The organism is Pseudomonas sp. B10(2017) (assembly GCF_002113295.1).
Lineage (GTDB): Bacteria > Pseudomonadota > Gammaproteobacteria > Pseudomonadales > Pseudomonadaceae > Aquipseudomonas > Aquipseudomonas pudica.
Map to the genome: position 1 here is coordinate 279,812 of NZ_NEJU01000002.1, position 26,543 is coordinate 306,354.

A 26,543-nucleotide genomic window follows, 5' to 3' on the forward strand; every position below is an offset into this window, starting at 1 on the left:
GAAGCCGCAGAGCACGGCTACGTGGTCACTATACAAGGATTTGGCTGGATCCGTTTGAATTGCGACAAGGTGCTCGAAAATACCAGCATGATGAACACTAATTTCCGCATGTTTGGATTAGAAATCCACGAACCTAACGATCCGCCGATGGCAACACAAACGAAAGTTCGGCAGTTCCAGTTCCGCGGTAATCGACCGAAGGCAGCGTCGGAGATTAGGACATCAGCCTCGTCAGCTGGCCGCTCGGGCACTCCAAGGAGGAAATCTGTATTTTTACGTAAGGTGCTGACCGCGCTAGTTTTACCGGAACTTGCTTTCTTTGCCTGGTTGTTTGGCCATTCGTAAGAGACGATAACGATGCGGGCCCACCAGCGCTTTGGCGAGCTGCAAAACCTCTCCCCGGCGTTGAAGCCGGGTTGCTGCTGACTTGGAGTTCCGGGTTTATCGGCGCACGCTTTTCCATCGATCATGCCCCCGTCCTGCTAGTGGTGTTCTGGCGCTGCCTCGTGGTGAGCCTGCTGTTATTCCCGTTCGTCTGCCGGGCCCTTTGCCATACGCCATTTGCCGTGTTGCTGAGCCACGCGGGTATCGGCCTGCTGGCCATGGCGGGCTACCTGACCGGCGTGACGCAGGGCATTGCCCTGGGAGTACCCGCCGGCCTTGCCGCGTTATGCGCCGACCTGTTGCCGCTGGGCATGGCGCTGCTCGCAGCGCTGGTGCTGGGCGAGCGCCTGCCGCTGCAGGTGTGGGTCGGCCTGATCGTCGGGCTGCTGGGGGTGCTGTGGGTGACCCACGATGCGCTGATGCTGGGCACAGCACCGATGTGGGCCTATGGCCTGCCCGTGGCCGGCATGTGCTCGCTGGCGGTCGCCACGTTGTGGCAAAAACGCAGCAAGGTGCAGCCGATGAGCCTGTTGCCCAACCTCTGGCTGCAGTGTTTCGTCTCCAGTTTCGCCTTCGCGGCCATCGAAGGCAGCCAACGCAGCCTGGCACCGGTTGCCAGCGCAGGCTTTGCACTGAGCGTGTCGTGGACCGTGGCCCTGTCGACGCTTGGCGGCTATGGGCTGTACTGGGCCTGCCTGCGCAGGTCCTCAGCCACCCGCGTCGCCAGCGTGCTGTACCTCAGCCCACCGATCACCCTGCTCTGGGCCTGGGCGATGTTCGATGAGCCGTTGTCCTGGCAGATGGCAGCGGGAATGGCGCTGTCGGCGGTCGGTATCTGGCTGGTGGTACGCGCCGAGGCCCGGCAAGCCGACCGCGATGACCGCAAGCCCAACCACCCTACCCCACGCTGAGGTGCCAGCGAGACTGACAGCAATGAACGTTGCCCGTGCAGTTTCGTAAGGCGCGCGCCGGGATGTGATTCCCTAGAGTGTGGCCCATCGGCCAGGCACGAGCGGGGCGACAACCCTCCAGGAAACCTGGCCTGCACGCGTATCGAACCTGAGTTGCCACACAGGATGCCTGTCATGTCTCGAATCGAAAACGAAGCCAGCGAACCCCGGCGCTGGTTGATGTTCGCCATCTTGCTGGTCGGTGCGTTTCTGCCTCCGCTGGATTTCTTCATCGTCAACGTCGCGCTGCCCTCGATACAGGCCGACCTGGGCACAGGTGCCTCTGCCGAGCAGCTGGTGATCGCATCCTACGCGACGCTCTATGCCGTGACGCTGATCACCGGCGGACGACTCGGCGACCTGTACGGTCGCGGGCGGATGTTCTTCATGGGCCTGCTGGGCTTTGCCGCTGCTTCGCTGCTGTGCGGCGTGGCGGCTGCACCATGGGTACTGGTGCTCGGGCGCGCCTTGCAGGGCGTAAGCGCCGCCGTGATGGCGCCGCAGGCACTCGCCTCGGTGCAGGCGATTTTCCCGGCAGCGGAAAGGTCATTGGCCCTGAGCCTGTACGGGGCCGTGTTTGGCCTGGCGTCTGTGCTCGGCCAGGCGCTGGGCGGCGTGCTGATTGCGCTCGACCTGTTCGGCATGGGCTGGCGCGCGATATTCCTGGTCAACCTGCCGATTGCATTGCTAGTGATTGCATTCGGTATCCCCGTGCTCAAGGACACCCGTGCGCTGCAGGCGAGCAAGCTGGACCTGGTGGGCACGGCGTTGTCGATGCTGGCCCTCGGCGCCCTGATCGTGCCGTTGATCGAGGGCCGCGAAGCGGGATGGCCTTGGTGGGCGGTACTGTCGCTCGCCGCAGTGCCTGTACTGGGGGCGTTGTTCTGGCGCTACGAGGCGCGCCTGCACCGCACCGGCGGAACCCCTTTGCTGGCCCCGGCCGCGCTGCAAGCCCACGGGCTGGGCCGGGCGTTATTGGTAGCGCTGTGCTTCTACGCCATTGGCGTGTTCTTCCTGCTGTTTTCGATCTACCTGCAAGGCGCACTGCATATGACCGCACTGCATGCCGGCCTGGTCTTCCTGCCGTTCGGCGCCGGCTTCCTGATCGGCCCGCTCTCGGTTCCCCTGCTCAGGCGCGTCCTCGGCGGTTACCTGAACCCCGTAGGCATGGGGCTGGAGGTGATCGGGTTGCTATGGCTGGGTTGGCTGATGTCGGTGACTGCGCCTGGCCTTGCCCCGCCCTTCACGTCCGTGACGGCCACTCTGTTCCTGATCGGGCTGGGACAAGGGCTGGCCTTGCCGACCTTGATGCGCCTGGTCACGGGCCGGGTCGCACCGGCATATGCCGGAATGATCGCAGGCATCACCAGCGCGACCTTGCAGATCAGCACCTCGCTGAGCGTAGCCCTCATCGGCGGCGTTTTCTACAGCCTGCTTGGTGAGCAGGCAACGGCCGCCCGCATCACCCACGCCTTCATGATCGCCGTGCTGTGCATGGCCGCCTGCCTGGCCGTGGGAGTTGCGCTGAGCCTGACGTTGGCGCGGCAGCCGGCACCACTGGCGGAGGCAGCGGCGATGCGCCCGAGCTGAGCGTCGGCAACCTGCTACCCCGTGCCAATCATGCTGGAGGCAAGGTCGGCCAGGGCGCGCAGTCGGTCCAGCTGGCGCATGTCGCGGTGATAGCCCATCCAGATGTCCCGCCCCGGGGGTGGCTGGTGCTCATCCAGCAGCCGCAGGCCCGGCACCGCGTCGCCGAGCACGCGTGGCAACACGGCGACCCCAAGCCCTTGCGCGCACATCTGCGCCTGGACCGTCCGGCTGCTGCTCGTGAACACGGTGCGGGCCAGCGGGTAGCGCTGCTGTAGCCAGTGCACATCCGGGTAATGGGCCTGGGCAACGTTCATCAGGATCAACCCCAGCCCCTCGCCGCCCGGTTGTGGCGCCGGAGCATGCAACGCGGTGTAGAGCCCGTACGGCAAGGTCGTCAGCTTGCGCTGGACGATGTCGGGTTCGGTGAAGGGCACGATGCGAAAAGCGATGTCGGCATCGCGGCGGGCAAGGTCGAACAGCCGATGCCCGGCGATGACTTCGGGCACGATCAACGGATACCGCCGTACCAGTTCGGCCAGCACCGGCGACAGCACATGGCAGGCGAACCAGTCGGCCGAGGAGATGCGCAACAGCCCCTCCGGCTGATCGCCATGCCCCGCCAGGCGACGTTCGATGGCCAGGGCACTGTGCTCCATGGCGAGGGCCAGGTCGAGAATCCGCTCGCCATTGTCGGTGAGCACCAGCCCTTGGGCAGTGCGCAGGAAAAACGCTTGCCCACTGGCCTGTTCGAGCACCTGCAAGCGTCGCCCGACCGTCGGGTGACTGACCTCCAGCGCCCTGGCGGCCCCTCCCAACGAGCCACTGCGAGCAATCGCCAGGAAGATCCGCATGTCACTCCAGTCCATGCTGCCCTCCCGTGCCAGAATGAGTGATGAGGGTGCAACAATGACGGCGTGGCTGCAATCCCCTGAGCGGCTGCCATTCCTGTGCGGTACCGGTGGCAGCCGCGGTTGCCGGCGATGAGGCCGGTACTGACCACAGAGGATTGGACAGTTATCCGCTTTAGGTCGAAAGCTGCCGTACGCGACAGGCCGCTATCGACCCATAGCGGACATTCGTATCTGAGGTGATCTTTGTGGGAGCGGGTTTACCCGCGAACACGGGCGAAGCCCGTGCCATCCTCCGCGTTGCCTGCTTCGCGGGTAAACCCGCTCCCACAGGGTTTGCGCCGGCCTTGAAAAATGAGCAATAGCAGTACTTGCGCAATGGCCGCTTTGGGTCGATAGCGGCCTGTCACGTACGGCAGCTTTCGACCCGGAGCGAACACTGATCCAGAGATCTGTTGTCAGTGCAGGCCTCATCGCCGGCAAGCCAGCTCCCACAGGAACATCACCAGCCTTCAGGCATGCGCTGTACCTGTGGGAGCCGCGCTTGCCGGCGATGGCCGCGAAGCGGCCCCGGTTACAGATGTTCGCTCAGTGTCGAAATCAGCCATTCACGACCGGCAACTAACGCTCCGCTGAAACTCACGATCTGAGCGATGCGAGCGTGTTGCTGGGACACTCGAAAGAGGGAATCACCGAGCGCCTTTACCGCCGCGTCGGCGCTATCGCCAAGCGCTCGAAAGGTTTAAGTTTCGGAACTCCATGCCTTCTATTTCGAAACACTTGGATTTTTTTACCCACAAAGAAAAACCCCGCAGACGTTAATCTGCGGGGCTTTCGAATGGTGGAGGCCGAGGTCGGAATCGAACCGGCGTAGACGGATTTGCAATCCGGAGCATAACCACTTTGCTACTCGGCCTCAAAGGTCGGATCTAGCAGCTTGCGCTTCGCTATCTCCTTGAAACGCTGAACCTTTTTCAAAGTTTGCTGCGTTTCGATGGGCGCCATTATGTCTTCATTCCTTTAACCTTGCAACCCCCTGAACGAAAAAAAATTTCAACGGGTTCAAGGTGTTAGCGCAGGCGGCCGAGTTTACTCCACAAGCCCACCACTGTGTTCTCCACGGTGCCACTGGCAGCCATGCCGATTCGCTCCTGCAAGCTCTTGCGTTCGGCGTAGTGCAAATGGAACAGGTTGGCGTTGCGCGCGCGTTCGCTGAGGTACTCGTCGCTGGTCTGCAGCTCGTCCACCAGCTTGCGGTTGAGTGCCGCAACGCCCAGCCAGACTTCGCCGGTGGCCACTTCGTCGATATGCAGCTGCGGGCGATAGCGGGCAACGAAGTCCTTGAACAGCTGGTGGGTGATGTCCAGGTCTTCCTGGAACTTCTCCCGGCCCTTCTCGGTGTTCTCGCCGAACACGGTCAGGGTGCGCTTGTATTCACCGGCGGTCAGCACTTCGAAATCGATGTCGTGCTTCTTCAGCAGGCGGTTCACGTTGGGCAGTTGCGCCACCACGCCGATGGAACCCAGTACTGCGAACGGTGCGCTGACGATCTTCTCGCCGATGCAGGCCATCATGTAGCCGCCGCTGGCGGCCACCTTGTCGATGCACACGGTCAACGGGATGCCGGCCTGACGAATGCGCGCCAGCTGCGATGCGGCCAGGCCGTAGCTGTGCACCAGGCCGCCACCGCTTTCCAGGCGCAGCACAACTTCGTCACGCGGGGTGGCGAGGGTCAGCAGCGCGGTGATTTCGTTGCGCAGGCTTTCGGTGGCAGAAGCTTTGATGTCGCCATCGAAGTCCAGCACGAAGACCCGGCCCTTTTCCTCGGCCTTGCCCTTCTTCTGCCGCTTTTCCGCCTTGGCCTGCTGCTTGCGCAAGGCCTTGAGCTGGGCCTTGTCGAGCAGGCCGGATTCCAGGCGCTCGCGCAGGTCCTTGTAGAACTCGTTCAGGCGAGTGACCTGCAATTGCCCACCCGATTTGCGCCGCCCCTTGCCGCGCAGCCCGGCGATAGCCGACAGCACTATCAGGATGGCGATGACCAGGGTGGCGGTTTTGGCGAGAAAGCTTGCGTATTCAGCAAGAAACTCCACATTGACTCCTTAAAGACATGCGCCACTACGGCGCGTAACTGTAGCAAGCATACCGTTGCGCCTGAGGTGCTGCCAGCCGTGGCAAACGCTGGCAGCACCTTTCAAACAACCTTTTCAAACGCTTGTATGTTTTTTCGTTGACAGCCCGTGTGCCGCATCCTAACCTCGCAGCAACCTCCAACAGGCCGGAACCTTTCGTGGGCAATCTCTACCTGATCCGACATGGCCAAGCCTCCTTCGGCGCCGATGACTACGATGTCCTCTCGCCCGTGGGCGTGCGCCAGAGCCAGGCCCTGGGTGAGCACCTGGCCCAGCTCGGTTTGCGGCTGGACCGCTGCGTGGCAGGCGATCTGCGCCGACAGCAGGATACCGCGCGCCTGGCCCTGGAAGCGTTGCGCGCCAATGGCTGCCCGGTGCCGGCTGTTGAGACCGATACAGCATTCAATGAGTTCGATGCCGATGGGGTGATCCGTGCGCTGTTACCAGGGCTGCTGCCGCAGGAACCCGACGCCCTGCACATCCTGCGCAATGGCGCACAGCACCGCAGCGAGTTCCAGCGCCTTTTCGCACTGATGGTGCAGCGCTGGCACGATGGCGAACATGCCGACGATGGCCTGGAGACCTGGCAGGCGTTCACCGCTCGGGTGCAAGGCGGCCTGCAGCGCGTACTGGATGCCGCCGGTAGCGGCGACAATATCGCCATCTTCACCTCGGGCGGCACCATTGCCGCCCTGCTCCACCTGGTTACCCGTATTACCCCCGGCCAGGCGTTCGCGCTGAACTGGCAGATCATCAACACGTCGCTCAGCCAGCTGAAGTTCCGCGGCCGCGACGTGGCACTGGCCTCCTTCAACAGCCAGGCCCATGTGCAGCTGTTGAGGGCGCCGGAGCTTGTCACCTATCGATGAGCCCGGCTTGTTGTGTCCCTGCGGGGACGTGTAAATCACTCTATAAGGAATGCGCCATGACCTCCGTAGCTGATGCCGTTAAAAAGATGCAAGAGAAGTTCAACCCATCCGCTGCCGCCGGCCTGGACCTGGTGTTCGGCTTCAACATCACCGACGAAGGCAAGCACTACGCACTGATCGTGAAGGATGGCACCTGCGACCTGCAGGAAGGCGAAAACCCGGATGCCAACTGCACTCTGGTGATGGACAGCGAAACCCTGAAGGGTATCGTCAGCGGCGAAACCGATGGCATGCAGGCATTCATGGGCGGCAAGCTGCGCGTCGAAGGTGACATGATGCTGTCGATGAAGCTCAGCGAGCTGTTCCCGTCCTGAGGGCTGGAAATAGCGGATGATCGAAAAACCGAAGCCTGACCGGCTTCGGTTTTTTTTTGCCCGCCTGTTCGGGCCCTATGCCGGCAAGCCAGTCGCCTTATCAAGGCAGTTGATCAGGCAGCAACACCCTCACCTATATGCCATCTGGCACGCTTGTCCCATCACCGGCCGACCATTAGATTAGCCAATAGTCCTTGCGATCGAGAATAAGGAAAACGCATGACGCTCACCGACCAGTCCACCCAGGTACGCCCCGGCGAAGAACTCGACGCGGCTGTCATCGACCCTTACCTCAAGGCCAATATCCCCGGCCTGGATGGCCTGCCGAGCATCAGCCAGTTCCCTGGCGGCGCCTCCAACCTCACCTACCTGGTCAGCTACCCAGGCCGCGACTTCGTGCTGCGCCGTCCGCCGTTCGGGCAGAAGGCCAAGTCGGCCCATGACATGGGCCGCGAGTTTCGCATCCTGAACCAACTGAACAGCGGCTTCCCCTACTGCCCCAAGGCCTATGTGCATTGCACCGACAGCAGCCTTATCGGCGGCGAGTTCTATGTGATGGAGCGGGTCAAGGGCATCATCCTGCGCTCCGACATCCCAGCCGAACTGGACCTTGACGCCAACCGCACCGAAGCCCTGTGCAAGAGCTTCATCGACCGGCTGGTGGAACTGCACCAGGTGGACTACAACGCCTGCGGCCTGGCCGACCTGGGCAAACCGGAAGGCTATGTGCAGCGCCAGATCGAGGGCTGGACCAGCCGCTATGAAAAGGCCCTGACCCCCGACGCACCGCGCTGGGAACAGGTGACCGCCTGGCTACACGAGAAAATGCCCGCCGACCACCCGCGGCCCGGCATCGTGCACAACGACTACCGTTTCGACAACGTGATCCTCGATGCTGGCAACCCCATGCGCATCATCGGTGTGCTGGACTGGGAAATGGCCACCCTCGGCGACCCGCTGATGGACCTGGGCAACAGCCTGGCCTACTGGATCGAGGCCGACGACCCGGCGCCGGTGCAGCTGATGCGTCGCCAGCCGAGCAACGCGCCGGGCATGCTCACCCGCCGCCAGTTCGTCGATTACTACGCCGAGCGCGCCGGCATCCGCCTGGACAACTTCGATTACTACTATTGCTATGGCCTGTTCCGCCTGGCCGGCATCGTCCAGCAGATCTACTACCGCTATTACCACGGCCAGACCCAGGACAAGCGCTTCGCCCAGTTCATCCACATGAACCGCTTGCTGGAACAGATGACCTTGCAGGTCATTGCCAAGTCCAGCCTCTGAGCCCCGACCTCGACGACGGATAACAAGGAAAAAAACATGTCCAAGACCCACCTGTTCGACCTCGACGGCAAGATTGCCTTCGTTTCCGGCGCCAGCCGTGGCATCGGCGAAGCCATCGCCCACCTGTTGGCCCAGCAAGGCGCCCACGTGATCGTGTCCAGCCGCAAGCTCGACGGTTGCCAGCAGGTGGCCGAAGCCATCATCGCCGCCGGCGGCAAGGCAACGGCAGTGGCTTGCCACATTGGTGAACTGGAGCAGATCCAGCATGTGTTTGCCGGCATCCGCGAACAGTTCGGGCGGCTCGACATCCTGGTCAACAATGCAGCTACCAACCCACAGTTCTGCAACGTGCTGGATACCGACCCGGGTGCTTTCCAGAAGACCGTGGACGTGAACATCCGTGGCTACTTCTTCATGTCAGTCGAGGCCGGCAAGCTGATGCGCGAACAAGGTGGCGGCAGCATCATCAACGTGGCGTCGATCAACGGGGTTTCGCCCGGCCTGTTCCAGGGCATCTATTCGGTGACCAAGGCGGCGGTCATCAACATGACCAAGGTCTTCGCCAAGGAGTGCGCGCCGTTCGGTATTCGCTGCAACGCCCTGCTGCCGGGCCTGACCGACACCAAGTTCGCTTCGGCACTGGTGAAGAACGACGCCATTCTCAATGCCGCGCTGCAGCATATCCCGCTCAAGCGCGTGGCCGACCCCAAGGAAATGGCCGGTGCCGTGTTGTACCTGGCCAGCGATGCTTCCAGCTACACCACCGGTACCGCGCTCAATGTCGACGGTGGCTACCTGTCCTGATCAGACTTTTACTGCCACCAGGGTGTAGCTCAGGGGCAGGCGTGCGGGCTGCTCGCGCAGGCGATATTCACCGTCATCGCCCTTGACCATCTGCCCCGGCAGCGCCTCCCAGGGGATGCTCTGGTGCTCGACCAGGGCGGTCAGTTGCAGGCCGTGGGCCAGCAAGGCGCTGATCACCTCGCCCAGGCCGTGGTTCCACTCATGGGTTTCGGTGTGGGAAAGGCGCTGCTCGGTTTCGACGTAGGTCTGGTCGTTGTGCCACACCGTCGGTTCTTCGTGCTCGAAATACGGGTATTCGAGTTGCAGGCGGTCCTGGTGGTCTTCGTTGACCGCCATCAGCATCGGGTGCCCGTCGCGCAGGAACAACCGCCCGCCGGGCTTCAGCAGGGCTGCGACCGTACGCGCCCACGGCTCGATGCGAGGCAGCCAGCAGAGCGCGCCAATGCCGGTGTAGACCAGGTCGAACGTGTCAGCCGGCAGCACCTTGTCGGCGGCGTAGACATCGGACTCGACATACGCGATGGGTGCCGCACAGCGCTGGGCCAACGCACGCGCCTCGGCCAGCGAAGCCGCGGAATAGTCCAGGCCACAGACCTTGGCGCCAAGGCGCGCCAGCGAGAGGGTATCGGTGCCGATATGGCACTGCAGGTGGACGACGTTGAGGCCGTCGATATTGCCGAGCAATGGCAGGTCGAAGCGTACGGTTTCGGAAAGGCGCTCGGGATGCTGGACGAGCCGTTCGACTTCATAGTCGTTGGAAGCAGCGTGCAGCGGGGCACGTTCATCCCAGCTGGCGCGGTTGAGTTGCAATGAGCGGTCCATGGTGTCTTCATTGATTGGTGGGGGCTCATGCTAGCCCCCACCAATCTCCCTGCGACAGGACTGCATTGCTAAAAATTGTAAAGCTGGCGCGGTCACTGTGGGAGCGGGTTTACCCGCGAATGCGGTGTTGAATGTACCGACGCATTCGCGGGTGAACCCGCTCCCACAGGGGAATGTGTTTTGACGTTACAGGCAGGTCGCCGCTGCCGCCCGGCGCTGCAGCGCCACACCGTCGTTCTTCTGCGCGTAGTAATCCACCCGCGCCCCACCCGCCTGCGGGTACACATCCACGAATGCCTCCGCCTCACGGGTATACACCGTGAAGCCCCCCTGCTTGCGTGGTTCCAGATAACCACTGGCGTCGTCTCCGAACACCTTCTCTTCCTGCCAGCTGAACTGGATGCACTGGGCCACCAGTTCCGGCGCCTTGTGCGAGTCGAGCTGCGCGGTCGGCTTGCCGCCGCGGGCCGTTTCCATGGTCGCAGAAGCACAACCGACCAGCATCAGCGCCACGGCCATCGGCAGAATCGCACGCATGTTCCATCCTCAGGGTAAAAAAGAAGGCGACTCTAGCACTGGCAAGCATCGAGAGTGAATTGTCGCGCGCAGGAGGCTGTCGCAGATAAGGCATTCCGTCACAAGGAGATCGTCATGAAATTGCACTACCTGCTGTTCGCCGCCCTTACCTGCCTGCCTCTCGCTGCTACCGCAGCTCCCTCCAGCGAAGAAAGCATCACCGCGCCAGAAACCCACAACCGCGAACTCAAGGTCGGCGACAAGGCACCGGACCAATACAAACGGGATGACCAGGCAATCAAGGACTGGAAAGCCAAGGGCCTGCCCGCACCGGAAAAGGAAAGCCACTGGGTAAACATGGGGGGGCGCTACGTGCTGGTGCAGATCACCAACGGCGTGGTTCTGGCGATTCAGCCAACCCACTGATTCCAAACTCTGCCCGCCGCTCATCGCTGGCACGACAAATTTTTGCCTGCCAGCGAAACCAAATGGATCCTTTCCAGTCTCAGAAGGTGTGCCGTAAACCTTTGCGGATCAAGGACCTATATCGTGATGACCCGTCTTGCAAGCCTTTCGCTGATTGCCGTTGTCCTGCTGACCGCAGGGTGCCATAGCCATCGCTATCATGACGACGACGATGGCTGGCGTGACCGTGATCGTGACCATCGCCACCACCATCGGCATGACCGTGACGACGATGATGATGACTATCGTCGCTATCGTGGTGACCGCTATTACCGCTGAAGCGTCTTTTTCAACCCTGGCCAGCCGCCCGTTGCGCGGCACCTTAACCTGATGATTCCTTTGAGGTTCGTATCATGCGTCTGACTCTGCCTTCCCTTGCCCTCGGCCTGCTGCTGTGCCAGGGCGCTTTCGCCGGTGACGGTACCGCCGCCATTGGCGGTGGCCTGGGTGGTGTTCTGGGTAACGTTGTCGGTCAACAGATCGGCGGCAAGACGGGGGCGGCCATCGGCGCCGGCCTCGGCGGCGCAGCCGGCAGTGCGGTAGGTGCACGCAAGGGCAACCGTACCGAAGCAGCCATCGGCGGTGGCCTGGGTTCGGTCGGCGGTTCGCTGCTGGGCGGCGCGGTAGGCGGCAGGACCGGCTCCACCGTGGGTGCCGGCCTGGGTGGCGCAGCCGGTGGTGCCATCGGCAACCACCTGGGCGACAACAATGGCAAGCACCGTCACCGCCACCGTCACTGATCGGGTGACTCCGGGGCTGCTGTGCAGCCCCTTTTCTTGCAGCACATCAACACCTCCTTCAGCACAATCCGGCACACTGGCTGCTACTGTCTATCGTGCCCCCGTGTGAAGGAACACCCCCTCCCCATGAACCAAGAGCTGCTCTGGGTCCTCGGCCTGCTGGCCATCGTCATCACCCTGTTCGTCATCAACCGTCCACGCATGGACGTGGTCGCGCTGCTGGTGATCCTCGCCCTGCCGCTATCGGGCATCCTCACCGTGGAGCAGGCGCTGGCCGGTTTCAGTGATCCCAATGTGGTATTGATCGCCGCCCTGTTCGTGATCGGTGAAGGCCTGGTGCGCACCGGCATTGCCTACCGTATCGGCGAATGGATGAGCGAGCGGGCCGGCAACAGCGAGGCGCGCCTGCTGGTGCTGCTGATGGTGGCCGTGGCGGGGCTGGGGTCAATGATGAGCTCCACCGGCGTGGTGGCCATTTTCATTCCGGTGGTGCTGAGCATCGCCGCACGCCTGCAGCTTTCGCCCGCCCGCCTGATGATGCCGCTGGCTTTCGCCGGCCTGATCAGCGGCATGCTCAGCCTGGTGGCCACACCGCCCAACGTGGTGGTGCACAGCGAGCTGGTGCGCCATGGCGAAGTGGGCTTCAGCTTCTTCAGTTTCACCCCGTTCGGCCTGGTGGTGCTGGTGCTGGGCATCGGCTACATGCTGTTGACCCGACACTGGCTGAATGGCGAAGTGCGCAAGGACGGCCGTGTGGAAAGCCGCCGCACCCTGTTGGACCTGGTGCTGGACTACAAGCTCAACGGCCGTGAACGGCGCCTGCGCATCCGTCCCCACTCGCCGCTGATCGGTCATACCCTGGGTGAGCTGGAGCTGCGCACCCGACATGGCGCCAACGTGATCGGCATCGAGCGCCAGCACAAGTTCACCACGAGGGTGATCGCCGCCGACTCCAGCACCGTGCTGCACCAGGGCGATGTACTGCTGCTCGACCTGTTCGCCAACCGCGACGACCTGCGCAGCCTGTGCCAGACCATGCAACTGGAGCCGCTGCACTTCAAGGCCGCCTACTTCATCGACCAGTCCCAGGAGCTGGGCATGGCCGAGGTCATGCTGCCACCAGGTTCGAAACTGCTCGGCAAGAGTATCCTCGACCTGGCCTTCCGCACTCGCTTCGACCTCAACGTGGTCGGCTTGCGCCGCGAGCAGGTGGCGATCGAAGAACAGCTGGTAGAGGAAAAGCTGCGCCTGGGCGACACCCTGCTGGTAGTTGGCCCGTGGAAAGCCGTGCGCCAGTTGCAAAGCAAGCCCAAGGACTTCCTGGTCCTGAGCCTGCCCGCGGAAATAGACTTGGTCGCGCCGGCCCGCACCCGCGCACCACAGGCGTTGCTGAGCCTGGCGGTGATGGTCGGGCTGATGGTCAGCGGCGCGGTACCCAATGTGATTGCCGCGCTGATCGGCTGCCTGCTGATGGGCGCAGGCCGCTGCATCGACATGAACAGCGCCTACCGGGCCATCCACTGGCAAAGCCTGGTGCTGATCGTCGGTATGCTGCCTTTTGCACAGGCACTGCAGAAGACCGGTGGCATCGACCTGGCAGTGGGCGGCCTGGTCAGCGTGCTGGGCGGTGCCGGCCCCAGCGCCATCCTTGCCTGCCTGTTTGCAGTCACGGCGGTGATCGGCCTGTTCATCTCCAACACGGCCACTGCAGTATTGATGGCACCTGTGGCCGTCAGCACCGCCACGCAGCTGGGCATGTCACCCTACCCGTTTGCCATGACCGTAGCGCTGGCCGCCTCGGCGGCGTTCATGACCCCGGTGTCATCGCCGGTGAACACCCTGGTATTGGGCCCAGGGCAATACCGCTTCGCCGATTTCGTCAAAGTTGGCGTACCGTTCACCGTACTGGTGATGCTGGTGACCGTGTTGATGGTGCCGTGGTTCTTCGGGCTGTGAGGTGACCCGTCTCGAATGAAGGCAATTTGGCATTATCTCGACCGATCGCGGCAGATTGACATCAAGTCCCCTGACGAAACACACTTATGCGCAGTCGCCCCAGGTGCTTCAAGCCGTTGTCCTGGATTTCGTTTCCGCTTTGCCGGTCGAGCCCATGGTTTTTCCAGCCCATTCGCGCTTGTTGCACTACGTCGTTCTACTTGGCCTGACCTTCGCCCTGACGCTGGGCGGCATCCTGGCCCGCCCGATCGAATCTCTGTCGCTGTTCTGGCCGGTCAATGCGGTACTGGCCGGCGTGCTGCTGCGCTACCCCCGGCAAGCCACGCCGACAGGCTTTACCCTGGTCTGGCTGGCCATGGTCGGCGCCGACTTGTTGTGTGGCAGCGCCTGGTTACCGGCCCTGTGGTTCAACCTGTGCAACCTGGGCGTGGTGGTCACCCTCTGGCTACTGCTCTCGCGTTTGCCGCGCTTGCACCGGCGCATGCGTACCCCCCACGGCGTGCTGAGCGTGTTCGGCGCCTGTGCCGCCGCGGCGATAGTGGCGGCCAGCATGGCGGCGGTAATGGCCACGCCGTGGTTCGAACAGTCCCTGCGCGCCACCTGGCTGGCCTGGTTCAGTGAACAATTTTCCACCAGCGTGCTGGTGCTGCCAGTGCTGCTGACGGCTCCCTCGGCACGCGCCCTGGTACGCGGTGGTGCCCAGGCCATCCGCCTGGCGCCGTTGTTGGTGCTGCTGGCCTCGCTGGCGTTCAGCATTGCCTTCGGTGGCCCCGGGGCCATTGCCTTCCCGATTGCCGCGCTGCTGTGGTGTGCCTGGACGTACTCGCCGTTCCTGGTCTCGCTGCTGACACTCACCGCCGGCAGCACGCTGATCGTGGCGGTGGCGCAAAACCTCATGCATTTCAGCGTTCCGCAAAGCGAGCCCGGGGTGACCACGCTGCTGTCGGCGCGCCTGGGCATCGCCATGCTGGTGCTCGGGCCGCTGGTGGTGGCCTGCGTCAGCCAGGCCAACCGCAGCCTCATGGCCCGCCTGGCGCATCAGGCCACCATCGACCACCTCACCGGCGTGCTCACCCGCAGTGCTTTCACTCGCCGCGCAAACACGCTGCTGGAAAGCCGCCAGCAACACGCCCAGGCGCTGCCGCTGACCCTGATGATGCTGGATATCGACCACTTCAAGTCGATCAATGATGCCCACGGCCATGCGGTCGGTGATCAGGTGCTGCGCCAGTTCGCCGGCACCCTGCAGGACCAGCTACACGATGGCGAACTGATCGCCCGCCTGGGCGGCGAGGAATTTGTCGTTGTACTCCCGGGCATGGCGCCAGACCGGGCCAGGTTCACTGCCGAACGCCTGCGTCGCGCCGTGCAGGACCTGCATGTGATGCAAGCCGAGCAGCACCTGCGGATTACTGTCAGCATCGGCCTGGCCGGCTGCGCCGCCGACATGCCGGCCCCCACCCTCGACGAACTGCTGGCGCGCGCCGACCAGGCGCTGTACCGGGCAAAGGCCCATGGCCGCAACCGTGTCGAGCAGGCTGAACTGCAACGCCAGGTGATGTGATCTAGGCGGCCAGCAAGTCCCACGTCAACTTGGCGATCAGCACGCACAACAGCACCAGGAACAGCCCGCGCACAAAGCCCGCGCCCTTGCGCACTGCCAGCCAGGTACCAGTCAGCGCACCGAGGATGTTGCACAGCGCCATGGGCAAGGCGATGGCGTACAGCACGTTGCCTGATGGCACGAAGAACACCAGTGCCGCCAGGTTTGTGGCGATGTTCACCACCTTTGCCGACGCCGAGGCGTGCAGGAAATCCAACGCAAAGAAGCGGATGAACAGGAAGATCAGGAAGCTGCCAGTGCCCGGGCCGAACAGGCCATCGTAAAAGCCGATCGCGCCACCGATCAGTAGCGCCAGGCACTGCTCCTTGCGGCCGATACTTGCGGGTTTGTGCAGTGTGCCGAAGTCCTTCTTGCAAAATGTGTAGATGGCCATCAGCACGATCAGCACCAGCACCGCCGGGCGCATCACGCTGGGCGGCACCAGCGACACTGTGGCGGCACCGGCGAACGACATGATGAAGGCACTGAGCGCCGCCGGCACGATCAACCCCCAGTCCAGCGTCACCCTGCGGATGAACGAACGCGCAGCGAAGGCCGTGCCACACACCGACGCCAGCTTGTTGCTACCGAGCAATGCCGCAGGTTGCGCGGTGGGCAGTACGTTGAACAAGGCGGGGATCTGGATCAAACCACCGCCACCCACGGCGGCGTCGATCAACCCCGCGGTGAAGGCGAACACGGAAAGCACAGCGATATCCATCATGACGCGGTTCCAGGCAGTGAAGACGCCTGCAAGGCTAATCAAAGCGCCGCGCTTGTGTTGAAATGCCGTATTGCGAAAACTGCAATAAGGAGCAGGCAATGGCTTTGGACATGTTGCGGGAAATTCAGGCGTTCGTCAGCGTGGCGCACAAGCGCAGCTTTGTCGCCGCCGCCCGCGCCCTGGGGCGCTCCCCCAGCGCGGTAACCCGCGCGGTACAAACCCTGGAAGACAACGCCGGGAACAAACTGCTCAACCGCAACGCCAATGCCGTGACCCTGACCGAAGCCGGCGAGCGCCTGCTGCCACACGCTGAACGCTTGCTGGATGTGCAACGTGATGCCGCCGACGAACTGGCCGCGCTCAGTGGCAGCGCACAAGGCTGGATCCGCTTCGCCGTGCCGCAGGTACTGGGTGAACATGTTCTGCCGCAGGTACTTGCCGAGTTTTCCCGCTGCCACCCCCAGGTAACCCTGGATGTGCAGTACAGCGACGGGGCCTTGGACCCGTTGCAAGGCAAATTCGATTTCGTGGTGCGCGGTGCATTCCCACAGTCGAGCGAACTGATCGGCTACCCGCTGTGGGATTACCGGCGCCACCTGTATGCGAGCCCTGAATACCTGGCCCTGGCCAGCACACCACAACACCCGCAGGACCTCGAAGGCCACGCGCTGATCCTGCACACTGCCCCGCGCATCCTCAAGGCCTGGCACTTCTGCCGCGACGGCCAGATTACCAGCCTGCGCCCCAGGCCCAGGCTGCGCCTGGACTCTGGCAACGCGGTGTATCACAGCACCCTGGCCGGCGCCGGCATCGCCCGCCTGGCCGCCTGGGTCGGCGAAGCACAAGTCAAGGCCGGGCGACTGGTGCGGGTATGCCCGCAGTACCGCCTGACCTCAAGCAACGGCCAGAACCCGCAAATGCACGCTGTGTACCCAGCCGGCGAACTGCCGGCACGGGTACGCGACCTGCTGACGGCCCTGCGCCGCGCCGGCCTGGCCTGCTGAAACACCCTCTGAAATCACTGTTCAAATTCTGCTCAATTTAACAGAGCCCGCCACAGGCTTGGCTTGCAGCACTTTATCCACAGACCTACCCACGTTTTTTGTGGACAGTTTTCCTAGTGCAAAGAACGACTTATCGTACAAACGGGTAGGGTGAATCGGCCAACAAGAAAGAGGAAAGGGCCCGCCCGGAGGACTGGCAGGCCGCGAGGGATGTGGGTGGTGAACGTCAGCTTGGCGGAATGGTGCCAAGAATACCGATCAGAATGGTCAGCAGCAGAAAACCACCCAGGAATAGCGCGAGCTTGCCCATTGGAACCTCTACAAGTGTGATACGGGAATGGGCTTATTGTCGGGCCAGCGCTGATACCGTTACAGATTCAGGTTTGTGGAAAAAAAGCGGATCAGATGTGAAGACTGGCGCGCTGCGATCCCCACCAACCCGGCCACGGCACCGCCCAGTGGCATGGACTGGCAGGGCGTTGCTGCAATTTTTTTTTACGGTTATCCACGCTACGCTGTGCCAAAGGCAATCGCTCGAACCTGCCAAGGAGTGCTATCTCGTCGTGACCGCTTTAACCACCAACGCAGCGCTGTTGCTGATCGACCTTCAGGTTGGCATCCATCACCCGCGCCTGGGCCGGCGCAACAACCCCGAGGCAGAACTGCGCATGGGCGAACTGCTGGCGGCATGGCGTCAGTCAGGACGCCCGGTGGTCCATGTGCGCCACCTCTCCCGGTCGGTGGACTCAGTGTTCTGGCCGGGCCAGTCCGGCTGCGAATTCCAGCCCGCATTTACCCCGCTGGCCAACGAGACAGTGTTCGACAAACATGTACCCGATGCCTTCGCCAACTCCGGCCTGGAGCGATGGCTGCACGCGCGCAGCATCAAAGCACTGGTCATCGCCGGGGTGATTACCAACAACTCCGTGGAAGCCAGCGCACGCTCGGCGGGCAATCTCGGTTTCGATGTGGTGGTGGTTGAAGATGCCTGCTTTACCTTTGACCAGCACGACCTGCAAGGACGGCTTTGGCCCGCGGAGGATGTACATGCGTTGTCGTTGAGCAACCTGGCTATGGATTACGCGCGCATCCTGTGCACGGAGCAGGTGCTGATCGATGGGGCACTTCAGGTCAGCCGCTGAAGCTTTTGCTCTGGCAACCAGCCAAGCTCGTCATCGCCATGGCGCCGACACCAGACCCAGCCATTGAGCTGGCGCACCATCTGCACCAACTGCCCCGGGTCGACATCCAGCTCATGCGCCGAATAGTGGTCCAGCGCCCTGCCCTGGCAGACGCTGAGCCGCTCGATCAATTGGGCTGGAACCCAGCCGGGTTCCTGGCCGGTGCAGGTACAGAGGTACCAGTTCTGCCACCCTGCCTCGCCCTCGTAACGCGGGCCAATGTCCAGCAAGGTGCCCTTGGCGAAGCGGATGGGCCGCGGGTATTCACTGCGATGAGGTTCAATCACGACGTAATGCATGGGCCTCTCCATGGCCGGGAAAGCTGGCGATCGTAGCAGAAGCAGCAAAACTCTCTGCCGTACGGCATTTGTATCTTCATGTATGTAAAGTGAGATGTGATACACAAGAACGTTTCATGCAGGTGCAACGGACACATCTGCGATACAGCCGTCACCTTTACTGGTACCCATCAATCTGCCCCGATGGTTTCGCCAAGGAGATGCCCGATGCCTGTCCGCCACTCGACCACCGCCCTGCCACACCGCTTCAGCCGTACGCTGCTCGCCTGTGCCCTGCTGCCGCTTGGCCTGATGGCGGCAAACATGGCCACGGCTGCACCACAGCAGCCCCAGCCAGCCGCCACAACGGCGGATGCTTTTGGCCCGCTGAAACACGTCAACGCTGGCGTGCTCGATGTGGCCTACGTAGAGCAAGGCCCGGCCGATGGCCCGGTGGTGATCCTGCTGCATGGCTGGCCGTATGACATTCACAGCTTCGAACAAGTTGCACCCGCCCTGGCGGCAAAAGGCTACCGGGTGCTGGTGCCCTATGTACGTGGTTACGGGCAGACCCGCTTCCTGTCTGCCGCAACCCCACGCAATGCCCAGCCCTCGGCGTTGGCCAGCGACGTGATCGCCTTCATGGACGCGCTGCATGTCCAGCGTGCCGTGCTTGCCGGCTTCGACTGGGGCGCACGCACCGCCGACATTGTCTCGGCGCTATGGCCAGAGCGGGTAAAGGCGCTGGTATCCGTCAGCGGCTACCTGATCAGCAGCCAGGAAGCCGCCAAGGCCCCCCTGCCCCCTGGTGCCGAGTTGCAGTGGTGGTACCAGTACTACTTCGCCACCGCGCGCGGCCAGGCCGGTTATGAAAAGAACCGCCATGCCTTCGCCAAACTGATCTGGCAAACCGCCTCGCCCAAGTGGTCCTTCGACGACGCCACCTTCGAGCGCAGCGCCAAGGCCCTGGACAATCCCGACCAGGTGGCGATCACCGTGCACAACTACCGTTGGCGGCTGGGGCTGGCCCAGGGCGAAACGCGCTACGACCCGCTCGAAGCCAAACTGGCCAACTTCCCCAGTATCGGAGTACCGACCATCACCCTGGAAGGCGACGCCAACGGCGCCCCGCATCCGCCGGCCGAAGCCTATGCGCAGCGCTTTACCGGCAAGTACGAGTACCGGCTGATCAGCGGCGGTATCGGCCACAACCTGCCGCAGGAAGCGCCGCAGGCGTTCACCCAGGCGGTGGTGGATGCGGACCACCTGTAGCTTGCCGGCGGCAATTGCTACATAAGGTTTCGAAAAGAACGGCAGGCCCTGGGTTGAGCCGCGTCGAGGGCCTGCATAGTCGAAAACCGATTGCGGCCAGTTACCACGTAGTGTTGAGGCGGATTTGAAATACACGATTTGAAATGCGACCTGTAGGATCTTTTTACCTCGCAATGTAGGAAGAATCGAAGCAGTGAGCTTTGCCTGTATGAAACATCAGTTTCTCCAGCAAATTCGAGCTGCTACGGTCCAGTTTTCCTACAACGGCACGGAAGCCTACAGCATGAGAAAAGCATGGATCCGTTCAATACCTCGGCCCTGAAGCTGCAGAAGAATTTGCTTAACCTGCGCATTGAGCGCGATCGCCTGAGAAGGGAGGGCAAGGACACGGAAGCGGACGAACTCGCAGCACCGATCGAGCGGATAGAGGCAGCTATTCGTCAATTACCGGATGACATGAAGCCAGTGACCCTGCAATAAAACCTGCGGGAGCGGGCATGCCCGCGAAAAATGCAAAGCAGTGTATGGCTCCGGCCGCGCCGGTGTTCGCGGCTGGATGCCGCTCCCACAGGTACAGTGCAGAGTTCAAGCTTTACGCAATCTCTGCAGAATATTACCCACCTGCGCGCTGCGCCACGGATCGTGAACATCAACGTCCGCGCTTTTATAGGTGACGGGATCTACCTCTTCTACTAGGATGACCACGCCTGCATCAAACGCCTGCAGGCCACTGATGTGGAGCATTTTCGAAATCTCGTAGAACACCGGGCACAAGGATCGGCTTATCCGCCTGGACGTAACCTCCAGGTCTGGATGCTGCTGGCGTGGAACGCCTATCTAGTCTGATTTGCCCCGCATTTCGTAGCCACATTACATCTATCGGGATCACCCGTGTCACGTATCAAAAAGCTTGGTGTTTTTATCATTCTGCTCGTGGGTTCCGGCTATGCAGCTGTCGAATGGAAGAGGCACGCAGACTTTGAAAAGACTGGGGAGGACCTGGTCCGCCAGCTGGGCTCACAAATCGTCACCAATCTTGGGCAGATGAATGCCACTTGCAGGTCCGTGGCCAGAATCGACTCGGTCGCCCTTGATACTGACGGACTGCTTGGCATGAAGGGATCCGCCGTTCTTTACATTACCGGGAGGAACGACAGCGTTATTGCCATTAACTACCGTATGGAAACGGTGGGAGACAAGGTTTGGGTCCAACCTACGGATCAGATTTCCGCGCAGTTGTCAGTAATGCAATTTGGCTTGAGAGGCTGCGGCTAGCGCTCAGTAGCAAGCGAGGAGCCCGCCTTGGCGGGCTTTTTCGTGCCTGTAAGAATGGGATGAAGCCAGGTAAGTTGGAGCCTTGGCGAAATCGACCAAGCAGGAAGTATCGGAAGCGCCGAAACAAACCATTCCCATCGATGGTTTCCTATGCCCCAAAAACGCAAAAAGCCCTGAATAATCAGGGCTTTGAATATGGCGGAAGCGTAGAGATTCGAACTCTAGGATAGTTGCCCATCGACGGTTTTCAAGACCGTTGCCTTAAACCACTCGGCCACGCTTCCAGCTCGTTTTGCGGGCGCCATAATACCTTAATGAAACAAGCTGTCAAACTCTCTGTGTCGCGGGCTGCAGGAGCTCTGATAGACTCCTAGCATCTGAACGTTTGAAACCACAGGTTTACCAAGGAGTGTCGCCATGCGCGAACAGGATTACGCCGTACACCACGGCCAGCAGGTCGAGCAGCAGGAGATCAGCAAGGTCCTGCGCAACACGTACAGCCTGCTGGCGCTCACTCTCGCCTTCAGCGGTGTCATGGCCTTCGTGGCCCAGCAGATGCGCGTCGGCTACCCGAACGTGTTCGTGGTATTGATCGGCTTCTACGGGCTGTTCTTCCTTACCAACAAACTGCGTGATTCGGTCTGGGGCCTGGTATCCACCTTCGCTCTCACCGGCTTCATGGGCTTTATCCTCGGCCCTATCCTGAACCGCTACCTGGGCATGGCCGGTGGCGCCGAGGTGGTCAGCTCGGCATTTGCCATGACTGCCCTGGTGTTCGGCGGCCTGTCGGCTTATGTGCTGATTACCCGCAAGGACATGAGCTTCCTCAGCGGCTTCATCACTGCGGGCTTCTTTGTCCTGCTGGGTGCTGTCGTGGCCAGCTTCTTCTTCCAGATCAGCGGCCTGCAACTGGCGATCAGCGCTGGCTTCGTACTGTTCTCGTCGGTCTGCATCCTGTTCCAGACCAGCGCGATCATTCATGGCGGCGAGCGTAACTACATCATGGCGACCATCAGCCTGTATGTGTCGATCTACAACCTGTTTGTCAGCCTGCTGCAGCTGTTTGGCATCATGGGTCGTGATGACTGATTGATTGCTGCGTGAGAAAGCCCGCTTCGGCGGGCTTTTTTGTGGGAGCGGCTTTAGCCGCGAACACCGGCGCAGCCGGTACCAGGCACCGCGGTGGATTCTTCGCGGCTAAAGCTGCTCCCACAGGGTACGAGGATCGCTTGCGAATTCAGTTATCTGTGCGACAGCGCGGCCCAAACGGCTGGGCAATCTCCCACAGGGTCAGTGCAGGTTTCGGGCCTATGCTCTGCCTGCTGAAGCATACGGCACCAGTAACTGACCATAAAGTCAGATAATAAGGCGAATGGTCGTCGATCATGCCGCCATCGTGCTTTTCTCTACCCCAATTCGCCATCACCTCGTAGAATGCGCTCCTTTTTTTCTTCCGGGGCAGCTTTTCGCAATGAGCTCACACGAACACAGCCCAGGCGCGGCGGCGCCTGCCAATGAACTGGTGCTTGGTCTGGAGGACAAGCCACGGCTGTTGATCGGCCTGCTGGCAGCACTGCAACATCTGCTGGCGATCATCGTCCCGATCGTCACCCCTGGCCTGCTGATTTGCCAGGCACTGGGTGTTTCCGCACGTGATACCAATCTGATCGTCTCCATGTCGCTGGTCATTTCGGGTATCGCCACCTTCGTCCAGTGCAAACGCTTCGGGCCGTTCGGTGCCGGGCTGCTGATCGTCCAGGGCACCAGCTTCAACTTCGTCGGCCCGCTGATTGCCGGCGGAGCGCTGATGGTCAAGCAAGGTACGCCGGTGGAAGGCGTCATGGCAGCCATATTTGGCGTGGTAATCGCCGGCTCGTTCGTCGAGATGGGCGTGTCGCGCATCCTGCCCTTCGTCAAACGCCTGATCACCCCGCTGGTAACCGGCATCGTGGTGTTGATGATCGGCCTGACTCTGATCAAGGTCGGCCTGATCAGTATGGGGGGTGGCTTCGGCGCCATGGCCAATGGCACCTTCGCCAATGGCGAGAACCTGCTGCTGTCGGGCGTGGTGCTGGCGATCATCGTCATCCTAAACCGCATCCCGGTGGTGTGGATGCGCAGCTGCGCCATCGTTATCGCCCTGGCGGTCGGCTATGCGCTGGCCGGCTACCTGGGCCGTCTGGATTTCACCGGCATGCACGAAGCCGCGCTGTTCCAGGTGCCGACGCCGCTGCACTTCGGCCTGGGCTTCTCCTGGGCATTGTTTATCCCGATGCTCGTGATCTATCTGGTAACTTCGCTTGAAGCCATCGGCGATGTCACCGCTACCAGCAAGGTGTCGCGCCAGCCGGTCGAAGGGCCGGTGTGGATGCAGCGGATCAAGGGCGGTGTGCTGGTCAACGGAGCCAACTCGCTGCTGGCCGGTTTGTTCAATACCTTCCCGAGCTCGATCTTTGCCCAGAATAATGGCGTGATTCAGCTGACAGGTATCGCCAGCCGCCATATCGGTATGTGGATTGCCGTGATGCTGGTGCTGCTGGGGCTGTTCCCGAGCGTTGCCGGGGTGATCCAGGCGGTGCCAGAACCGGTGCTGGGTGGTGCGGCCATGGTCATGTTCGGTGCGGTTGCGGCTTCGGGGATCAATATCCTGGCCAGCACTCGCCTGGACCGTCGTGCCCTGCTGATCATCGCTGTATCCCTGGCCCTCGGCCTGGGTGTGGCACAGGTGCCGGAGTTCCTGGCGCACATGCCGGCGGCGATTCGCAATGTGCTGGAGTCGGGCGTGGCTACCGGGGGTATCTGTGCCCTGGTGTTGAACTGGTTCTTGCCGGAGAGCAAAGAACAGGCTTGAGCCTAGCGTCCGTCTGTTAGGGCCATGGGGCTGCTTTGCAGCCCGCGCGACGCAAGGCCGCTCCTACACGGGGTCGCGCAGATCTGGATATTGGCTCAGGGCAGAACGCCCGCCCCGCCATGCACAAGCGGGCGCGGGCTTTTTTGCTTTATCATGGCACCATTCCTTTTGCATGAGTTATCCATGAAATTCGCTATCGCGGTGTTCTCCCCGGCCCATGCGCCCTCCTCGCGCCGCGCCCTGCGCTACGCCGAGGCGGTGTTGGCCTGCGGGCATGAGATTGCCCGACTGTTCTTCTACCAGGACGGGGTACACAGTGCCTCTGCCAACGTGGTCACCCCCCAGGATGAGCTGGACGTCGCCGGCCAATGGCACGCCTTCATTGCAGCCAACCAGCTGGACGCAGTGGTGTGCATCGCCGCCGCCCTGCGCCGTGGCGTGCTCGACGAGGCCGAGGCCAACCGCTACCAGCGCCAGGCCGTGAACCTGCCCAAGCCTTGGGAACTGTCGGGGCTTGGCCAACTGCACGAGGCGGCGCAACTTGCCGATCGCCTTGTCTGCTTCGGAGGCGACTGAAATGGCCAAATCCTTGTTGATCATCAGCCGCCAGGCGCCGTGGAACGGCCCATCGGCCCGTGAGGCACTGGACATCGCCCTGGCTGGCGGCGCGTTCGATCTGCCGCTGGGCATGCTGTTCCTCGATGACGGCGTTTTCCAGCTCGCTGCGGACCAGCAGCCCACCGCCGTGCAACAGAAGAACCTGGCCGCCAACTTGCAGGCGCTGCCAATGTTCGGTGTCGAGGAACTGTTCGCCTGCAGTCACAGCCTCACTCGCCGCGGCCTGGCAGCCGACAACCTGACGCTGCCGGTGCAAGTGCTGGACGACGCGGCACTGACCGCGCTGATCTCCCGTTTCGACCAGGTGGTAACGCTCTGATGACGACCCTGCATGTTATTGCCCACTCCCCGTTTGGCGACGAGCGCCTGGTCAGTTGCCTGCGCCTGCTCGGCACCGACGACGCCCTGCTGCTGTGTGGCGATGCGGTATATGCCTTGCGTAGCGGCAGCGAACCGCACCGCCAGCTGCAAGCCGCCGGCCTGGCCCAGCGCCTGTTCGCCCTTGAAGAGGACGTGCAGGCCCGCGCGGTCGGCAACGACCTGGCCAAGGCCGTGGACTACGCCGCGTTCGTCGAACTGTCGCTGCATTACGACAAGGTCAACAGCTGGCTATGAACACCCTCAACGTTGGCGATCAGGCGATCGCCCTGGACAAGGACGGCTTCCTGGTCGACCTGCAAGACTGGTCCCATGCCGCCGCCGAGGCCCTGGCCGCACGCGAGGGCATCCCGCTGACGGCAGACCACTGGGAAATCCTCGAACTGCTGCGCCAGTTCTACCAGGAATACCAGCTGTCCCCGGCCACGCGCCCACTGATCAAGTACACGGCCCTCAAACTGGGCCCGGACAAGGGCAACAGCCCGCACCTCAACCGCCTGTTCAACGGCACTCCCGCCAAACTGGCCGCCAAGCTGGCGGGCCTGCCCAAGCCGACCAATTGCATATGACAGCACCTCGCCCGCTTACCCTTGAAACACCAGCCGAACATCCGTTCGCCGAATTCGTGCGTATTCTTGGCAAAGGAAAGCGCGGCGCGCGCGGCCTGAACCGTGACGAAGCCCGTGTGGCCATGACGCTGCTGCTGGAAGACAAGGTCGAAGACACCCAGCTCGGTGCGTTCCTCATGTTGCTGCGGCACAAGGAAGAAAGCGCCGAAGAACTGGCCGGCTTCACCGAAGCCCTGCGCGCGCAACTGCAGGCACCGCGTATCGCCGTGGACTTGGACTGGCCCACTTACGCCGGCAAGAAACGCCATCTGCCCTGGTATCTGCTGGCTGCCAAATGCCTGGCCAACAATGGCGTGCGCATCCTGATGCACGGTGGCGGTGCGCACACCGCCGGGCGCCTGTACACCGAGCAGTTGCTGTCCTTGCTGGACATCCCGCTGTGCCGTGACTGGGCTGCCGTCAGCCAGGCCCTGGACCAGCAGCGCCTGGCCTTTTTCCCGCTGCAGGACTGGGCGCCGCAGTTGCAGCGCATGATCGACCTGCGCAACACCCTGGGCCTGCGGTCGCCCATCCATTCGCTGGCCCGGGTCCTCAACCCGCTGGCTGCGCGTTGCGGCCTGCAGAGCATCTTCCACCCCGGTTACCAGGCGGTGCACCGCGAAGCCAGCCGCCTGCTAGGCGATCATGCCGTGGTGATCAAGGGTGATGGCGGCGAGATCGAAGTCAACCCCGATGTCATCAGCCACCTGTACGGCACCACTGCCGGCGAAGCCTGGGACGAGGAATGGCCAGCGCTTAGCGAACGCCGCCACGTGAAGCCGCCAAGCCTGCAGCCCGAGCAATTGCTGGTGGTCTGGCGCGGCGAGGCCGAGGACAGCTACGGTGAAATGGCCGTGGTCGCGACCATGGCCTTGGCCTTGCGCGGCCTTGGCCAGGACCGTGAGCAGGCTTTCGCCACCGCACGTGGTTACTGGAGCGCACGGAACCAATCGAATAACTAGATAACAAGGGGGCATTCTTTGCGCTAGTTATTCGAACGATTTCCCCTAGACTGGG

Annotated in this window: 31 protein-coding genes, 2 tRNA genes and 1 pseudogene; 24 read left to right on the forward strand and 10 right to left on the reverse strand. The window is 62.2% G+C overall.

Annotated elements, in window-relative coordinates; genetic code table 11:
• Positions 1-17: 17 nt before the first annotated feature.
• Positions 18-470 carry a hypothetical protein gene (locus tag CAF92_RS27415; protein ID WP_178081758.1) on the reverse strand — a complete coding sequence of 151 codons (453 nt, stop codon included), beginning with the start codon at positions 468-470 and terminating at the stop codon, positions 18-20.
• Here CAF92_RS27415 and CAF92_RS03920 point away from each other — a divergent pair.
• On the forward strand, positions 420-1,295 hold the full coding sequence (locus CAF92_RS03920) for a DMT family transporter (RefSeq protein WP_085599540.1): 876 nt from the start codon (positions 420-422) through the stop codon (positions 1,293-1,295). The two genes, CAF92_RS27415 and CAF92_RS03920, sit on opposite strands and share 51 nt — an antisense overlap.
• 174 nt (positions 1,296-1,469) lie before the next feature.
• The gene (locus CAF92_RS03925; protein WP_085599322.1) at positions 1,470-2,924 is read left to right on the forward strand and encodes an MFS transporter; all 1,455 of its coding nucleotides are present in this window, start codon (positions 1,470-1,472) and stop codon (positions 2,922-2,924) included.
• A gap of 14 nt (positions 2,925-2,938) precedes the next feature.
• Here the strand turns inward: CAF92_RS03925 and CAF92_RS03930 are convergent, their stop codons facing one another.
• Positions 2,939-3,790 carry a LysR family transcriptional regulator gene (locus CAF92_RS03930; RefSeq protein ID WP_085599324.1) on the reverse strand — a complete coding sequence of 284 codons (852 nt, stop codon included), beginning with the start codon at positions 3,788-3,790 and terminating at the stop codon, positions 2,939-2,941.
• Between the two features lie 610 nt (positions 3,791-4,400).
• On the opposite strand from CAF92_RS03930, the pseudogene CAF92_RS27590 reads away from it, so the two are divergent.
• Positions 4,401-4,511 (forward strand): annotated as a pseudogene (locus tag CAF92_RS27590) (integrase); the annotation flags it as partial.
• A 103-nt stretch (positions 4,512-4,614) separates the two neighbouring features.
• Here CAF92_RS27590 and CAF92_RS03940 read toward each other — a convergent pair.
• Positions 4,615-4,688, reverse strand: a tRNA-Cys gene (locus tag CAF92_RS03940).
• Between the two features lie 154 nt (positions 4,689-4,842).
• Positions 4,843-5,862: a protease SohB gene (gene sohB / locus CAF92_RS03945; protein ID WP_023662815.1), complete on the reverse strand. Its 1,020-nt coding sequence runs from the start codon at positions 5,860-5,862 to the stop codon at positions 4,843-4,845.
• Positions 5,863-6,059: 197 nt separating this feature from the next.
• On the opposite strand from sohB, the gene CAF92_RS03950 reads away from it, so the two are divergent.
• From CAF92_RS03950 to CAF92_RS03965, 4 genes are all read left to right on the forward strand, one after another.
• A complete protein-coding gene (locus CAF92_RS03950; RefSeq protein WP_046614880.1) occupies positions 6,060-6,770 on the forward strand; it encodes a histidine phosphatase family protein in 711 nt (236 codons plus the stop codon).
• A 56-nt stretch (positions 6,771-6,826) separates the two neighbouring features.
• Positions 6,827-7,144 carry an SCP2 sterol-binding domain-containing protein gene (locus tag CAF92_RS03955; protein ID WP_046614879.1) on the forward strand — a complete coding sequence of 106 codons (318 nt, stop codon included), beginning with the start codon at positions 6,827-6,829 and terminating at the stop codon, positions 7,142-7,144.
• Positions 7,145-7,363: 219 nt separating this feature from the next.
• Entirely contained in the window at positions 7,364-8,431 is a 1,068-nt protein-coding gene (locus tag CAF92_RS03960; RefSeq protein ID WP_046614878.1) for a phosphotransferase family protein, read from the forward strand.
• Between the two features lie 36 nt (positions 8,432-8,467).
• Positions 8,468-9,235 (forward strand): SDR family oxidoreductase, encoded by a 768-nt coding sequence (locus CAF92_RS03965; protein WP_046614877.1) that lies wholly within the window; start codon positions 8,468-8,470, stop codon positions 9,233-9,235.
• Here the strand turns inward: CAF92_RS03965 and CAF92_RS03970 are convergent, their stop codons facing one another.
• Both CAF92_RS03970 and CAF92_RS03975 read right to left on the reverse strand, forming a co-directional pair.
• A complete protein-coding gene (locus CAF92_RS03970) occupies positions 9,236-10,057 on the reverse strand; it encodes a bifunctional 2-polyprenyl-6-hydroxyphenol methylase/3-demethylubiquinol 3-O-methyltransferase UbiG (protein WP_046614876.1) in 822 nt (273 codons plus the stop codon).
• Positions 10,058-10,243: 186 nt separating this feature from the next.
• Positions 10,244-10,594 carry a hypothetical protein gene (locus tag CAF92_RS03975; protein ID WP_085599328.1) on the reverse strand — a complete coding sequence of 117 codons (351 nt, stop codon included), beginning with the start codon at positions 10,592-10,594 and terminating at the stop codon, positions 10,244-10,246.
• Between the two features lie 114 nt (positions 10,595-10,708).
• Between CAF92_RS03975 and CAF92_RS03980 the strand changes: the two genes are divergently transcribed.
• The 5 genes from CAF92_RS03980 to CAF92_RS04000 all read left to right on the forward strand — a co-directional run bounded on the left by CAF92_RS03980 (position 10,709) and on the right by CAF92_RS04000 (position 15,298).
• A complete protein-coding gene (locus tag CAF92_RS03980) occupies positions 10,709-10,999 on the forward strand; it encodes an RcnB family protein (protein WP_046614874.1) in 291 nt (96 codons plus the stop codon).
• Between the two features lie 126 nt (positions 11,000-11,125).
• Positions 11,126-11,317, forward strand: coding sequence for a hypothetical protein (locus CAF92_RS03985; RefSeq protein WP_003257401.1), 192 nt, complete (start codon positions 11,126-11,128; stop codon positions 11,315-11,317).
• Positions 11,318-11,391: 74 nt separating this feature from the next.
• Positions 11,392-11,778 carry a glycine zipper domain-containing protein gene (locus CAF92_RS03990; RefSeq protein WP_085599330.1) on the forward strand — a complete coding sequence of 129 codons (387 nt, stop codon included), beginning with the start codon at positions 11,392-11,394 and terminating at the stop codon, positions 11,776-11,778.
• A gap of 126 nt (positions 11,779-11,904) precedes the next feature.
• Positions 11,905-13,734: an SLC13 family permease gene (locus CAF92_RS03995; RefSeq protein WP_085599332.1), complete on the forward strand. Its 1,830-nt coding sequence runs from the start codon at positions 11,905-11,907 to the stop codon at positions 13,732-13,734.
• 139 nt (positions 13,735-13,873) lie between these two features.
• Complete coding sequence (locus tag CAF92_RS04000) at positions 13,874-15,298, forward strand: GGDEF domain-containing protein (protein ID WP_085599334.1); 1,425 nt, start codon at positions 13,874-13,876, stop codon at positions 15,296-15,298.
• A 1-nt stretch (position 15,299) separates the two neighbouring features.
• Here CAF92_RS04000 and CAF92_RS04005 read toward each other — a convergent pair whose 3' ends face one another.
• Positions 15,300-16,061: a TSUP family transporter gene (locus tag CAF92_RS04005; protein WP_085599337.1), complete on the reverse strand. Its 762-nt coding sequence runs from the start codon at positions 16,059-16,061 to the stop codon at positions 15,300-15,302.
• 98 nt (positions 16,062-16,159) lie between these two features.
• Here CAF92_RS04005 and CAF92_RS04010 point away from each other — a divergent pair, with 98 nt between their 5' ends.
• Positions 16,160-17,065, forward strand: coding sequence for a LysR family transcriptional regulator (locus CAF92_RS04010; RefSeq protein ID WP_085599339.1), 906 nt, complete (start codon positions 16,160-16,162; stop codon positions 17,063-17,065).
• 563 nt (positions 17,066-17,628) lie between these two features.
• A complete protein-coding gene (locus CAF92_RS04015) occupies positions 17,629-18,207 on the forward strand; it encodes a cysteine hydrolase family protein (RefSeq protein ID WP_085599341.1) in 579 nt (192 codons plus the stop codon).
• Here the strand turns inward: CAF92_RS04015 and CAF92_RS04020 are convergent.
• On the reverse strand, positions 18,192-18,545 hold the full coding sequence (locus CAF92_RS04020; protein ID WP_085599344.1) for an SH3 domain-containing protein: 354 nt from the start codon (positions 18,543-18,545) through the stop codon (positions 18,192-18,194). The two genes, CAF92_RS04015 and CAF92_RS04020, sit on opposite strands and share 16 nt — an antisense overlap.
• Positions 18,546-18,752: 207 nt before the next feature.
• Between CAF92_RS04020 and CAF92_RS04025 the strand changes: the two genes are divergently transcribed.
• Together CAF92_RS04025 and CAF92_RS04030 are read left to right on the forward strand one after the other, a co-directional pair.
• A complete protein-coding gene (locus CAF92_RS04025) occupies positions 18,753-19,796 on the forward strand; it encodes an alpha/beta fold hydrolase (protein ID WP_085599345.1) in 1,044 nt (347 codons plus the stop codon).
• A gap of 294 nt (positions 19,797-20,090) precedes the next feature.
• Complete coding sequence (locus CAF92_RS04030) at positions 20,091-20,276, forward strand: hypothetical protein (protein WP_085599347.1); 186 nt, start codon at positions 20,091-20,093, stop codon at positions 20,274-20,276.
• Between the two features lie 105 nt (positions 20,277-20,381).
• Here the strand turns inward: CAF92_RS04030 and CAF92_RS27330 are convergent, their stop codons facing one another.
• The gene (locus CAF92_RS27330) at positions 20,382-20,540 is read right to left on the reverse strand and encodes a hypothetical protein (protein WP_158090594.1); all 159 of its coding nucleotides are present in this window, start codon (positions 20,538-20,540) and stop codon (positions 20,382-20,384) included.
• A 147-nt stretch (positions 20,541-20,687) separates the two neighbouring features.
• On the opposite strand from CAF92_RS27330, the gene CAF92_RS04040 reads away from it, so the two are divergent.
• A complete protein-coding gene (locus CAF92_RS04040) occupies positions 20,688-21,071 on the forward strand; it encodes a hypothetical protein (protein ID WP_085599351.1) in 384 nt (127 codons plus the stop codon).
• 196 nt (positions 21,072-21,267) lie between these two features.
• On the opposite strand, the gene CAF92_RS04045 is transcribed toward CAF92_RS04040, so the two are convergent.
• Positions 21,268-21,355: transfer RNA gene (locus CAF92_RS04045), tRNA-Ser, on the reverse strand.
• A 133-nt stretch (positions 21,356-21,488) separates the two neighbouring features.
• On the opposite strand from CAF92_RS04045, the gene CAF92_RS04050 reads away from it, so the two are divergent.
• From CAF92_RS04050 to CAF92_RS04080, 7 genes are all read left to right on the forward strand, one after another.
• Positions 21,489-22,160, forward strand: a complete 672-nt coding sequence (locus CAF92_RS04050) for a Bax inhibitor-1/YccA family protein (RefSeq protein WP_046614862.1) — start codon at positions 21,489-21,491, stop codon at positions 22,158-22,160.
• A gap of 382 nt (positions 22,161-22,542) precedes the next feature.
• On the forward strand, positions 22,543-23,922 hold the full coding sequence (locus CAF92_RS04055) for a nucleobase:cation symporter-2 family protein (protein WP_013973275.1): 1,380 nt from the start codon (positions 22,543-22,545) through the stop codon (positions 23,920-23,922).
• A 183-nt stretch (positions 23,923-24,105) separates the two neighbouring features.
• Positions 24,106-24,498: a sulfurtransferase complex subunit TusD gene (gene tusD, locus CAF92_RS04060; protein ID WP_046614861.1), complete on the forward strand. Its 393-nt coding sequence runs from the start codon at positions 24,106-24,108 to the stop codon at positions 24,496-24,498.
• A gap of 1 nt (position 24,499) precedes the next feature.
• Positions 24,500-24,859 (forward strand): sulfurtransferase complex subunit TusC, encoded by a 360-nt coding sequence (tusC, locus tag CAF92_RS04065; protein ID WP_085599353.1) that lies wholly within the window; start codon positions 24,500-24,502, stop codon positions 24,857-24,859.
• Positions 24,859-25,155 (forward strand): sulfurtransferase complex subunit TusB, encoded by a 297-nt coding sequence (tusB, locus tag CAF92_RS04070; protein ID WP_085599355.1) that lies wholly within the window; start codon positions 24,859-24,861, stop codon positions 25,153-25,155. The genes tusC and tusB overlap by 1 nt, the downstream gene beginning before the upstream one ends.
• Positions 25,152-25,487 (forward strand): TusE/DsrC/DsvC family sulfur relay protein, encoded by a 336-nt coding sequence (locus CAF92_RS04075; RefSeq protein WP_025339766.1) that lies wholly within the window; start codon positions 25,152-25,154, stop codon positions 25,485-25,487. Before tusB ends, CAF92_RS04075 begins: the two co-directional genes overlap by 4 nt.
• Positions 25,484-26,488: a glycosyl transferase family protein gene (locus CAF92_RS04080; protein WP_085599357.1), complete on the forward strand. Its 1,005-nt coding sequence runs from the start codon at positions 25,484-25,486 to the stop codon at positions 26,486-26,488. Before CAF92_RS04075 ends, CAF92_RS04080 begins: the two co-directional genes overlap by 4 nt.
• The last annotated feature ends 55 nt before the right edge of the window (positions 26,489-26,543 follow it).

Bases quoted from the DNA above. Each gene is read 5' to 3' on its own strand.
- CAF92_RS27415 (WP_178081758.1), bottom strand. From the start codon at position 470: ATGATCGATGGAAAAGCGTGCGCCGATAAACCCGGAACTCCAAGTCAG.
- CAF92_RS03925 (WP_085599322.1), top strand. From the start codon at position 1,470: ATGTCTCGAATCGAAAACGAAGCCAGCGAACCCCGGCGCTGGTTGATG.
- CAF92_RS03930 (WP_085599324.1), bottom strand. From the start codon at position 3,790: ATGGACTGGAGTGACATGCGGATCTTCCTGGCGATTGCTCGCAGTGGC.
- CAF92_RS03955 (WP_046614879.1), top strand. From the start codon at position 6,827: ATGACCTCCGTAGCTGATGCCGTTAAAAAGATGCAAGAGAAGTTCAAC.
- CAF92_RS03960 (WP_046614878.1), top strand. From the start codon at position 7,364: ATGACGCTCACCGACCAGTCCACCCAGGTACGCCCCGGCGAAGAACTC.
- CAF92_RS03965 (WP_046614877.1), top strand. From the start codon at position 8,468: ATGTCCAAGACCCACCTGTTCGACCTCGACGGCAAGATTGCCTTCGTT.
- CAF92_RS03970 (WP_046614876.1), bottom strand. From the start codon at position 10,057: ATGGACCGCTCATTGCAACTCAACCGCGCCAGCTGGGATGAACGTGCC.
- CAF92_RS03975 (WP_085599328.1), bottom strand. From the start codon at position 10,594: ATGCGTGCGATTCTGCCGATGGCCGTGGCGCTGATGCTGGTCGGTTGT.
- CAF92_RS03980 (WP_046614874.1), top strand. From the start codon at position 10,709: ATGAAATTGCACTACCTGCTGTTCGCCGCCCTTACCTGCCTGCCTCTC.
- CAF92_RS03985 (WP_003257401.1), top strand. From the start codon at position 11,126: ATGACCCGTCTTGCAAGCCTTTCGCTGATTGCCGTTGTCCTGCTGACC.
- CAF92_RS03990 (WP_085599330.1), top strand. From the start codon at position 11,392: ATGCGTCTGACTCTGCCTTCCCTTGCCCTCGGCCTGCTGCTGTGCCAG.
- CAF92_RS03995 (WP_085599332.1), top strand. From the start codon at position 11,905: ATGAACCAAGAGCTGCTCTGGGTCCTCGGCCTGCTGGCCATCGTCATC.
- CAF92_RS04005 (WP_085599337.1), bottom strand. From the start codon at position 16,061: ATGATGGATATCGCTGTGCTTTCCGTGTTCGCCTTCACCGCGGGGTTG.
- CAF92_RS04010 (WP_085599339.1), top strand. From the start codon at position 16,160: ATGGCTTTGGACATGTTGCGGGAAATTCAGGCGTTCGTCAGCGTGGCG.
- CAF92_RS04020 (WP_085599344.1), bottom strand. From the start codon at position 18,545: ATGCATTACGTCGTGATTGAACCTCATCGCAGTGAATACCCGCGGCCC.
- CAF92_RS04025 (WP_085599345.1), top strand. From the start codon at position 18,753: ATGCCTGTCCGCCACTCGACCACCGCCCTGCCACACCGCTTCAGCCGT.
- CAF92_RS04030 (WP_085599347.1), top strand. From the start codon at position 20,091: ATGGATCCGTTCAATACCTCGGCCCTGAAGCTGCAGAAGAATTTGCTT.
- CAF92_RS27330 (WP_158090594.1), bottom strand. From the start codon at position 20,540: ATGCTCCACATCAGTGGCCTGCAGGCGTTTGATGCAGGCGTGGTCATC.
- CAF92_RS04050 (WP_046614862.1), top strand. From the start codon at position 21,489: ATGCGCGAACAGGATTACGCCGTACACCACGGCCAGCAGGTCGAGCAG.
- CAF92_RS04055 (WP_013973275.1), top strand. From the start codon at position 22,543: ATGAGCTCACACGAACACAGCCCAGGCGCGGCGGCGCCTGCCAATGAA.
- tusD (WP_046614861.1), top strand. From the start codon at position 24,106: ATGAAATTCGCTATCGCGGTGTTCTCCCCGGCCCATGCGCCCTCCTCG.
- tusC (WP_085599353.1), top strand. From the start codon at position 24,500: ATGGCCAAATCCTTGTTGATCATCAGCCGCCAGGCGCCGTGGAACGGC.
- tusB (WP_085599355.1), top strand. From the start codon at position 24,859: ATGACGACCCTGCATGTTATTGCCCACTCCCCGTTTGGCGACGAGCGC.
- CAF92_RS04075 (WP_025339766.1), top strand. From the start codon at position 25,152: ATGAACACCCTCAACGTTGGCGATCAGGCGATCGCCCTGGACAAGGAC.
- CAF92_RS04080 (WP_085599357.1), top strand. From the start codon at position 25,484: ATGACAGCACCTCGCCCGCTTACCCTTGAAACACCAGCCGAACATCCG.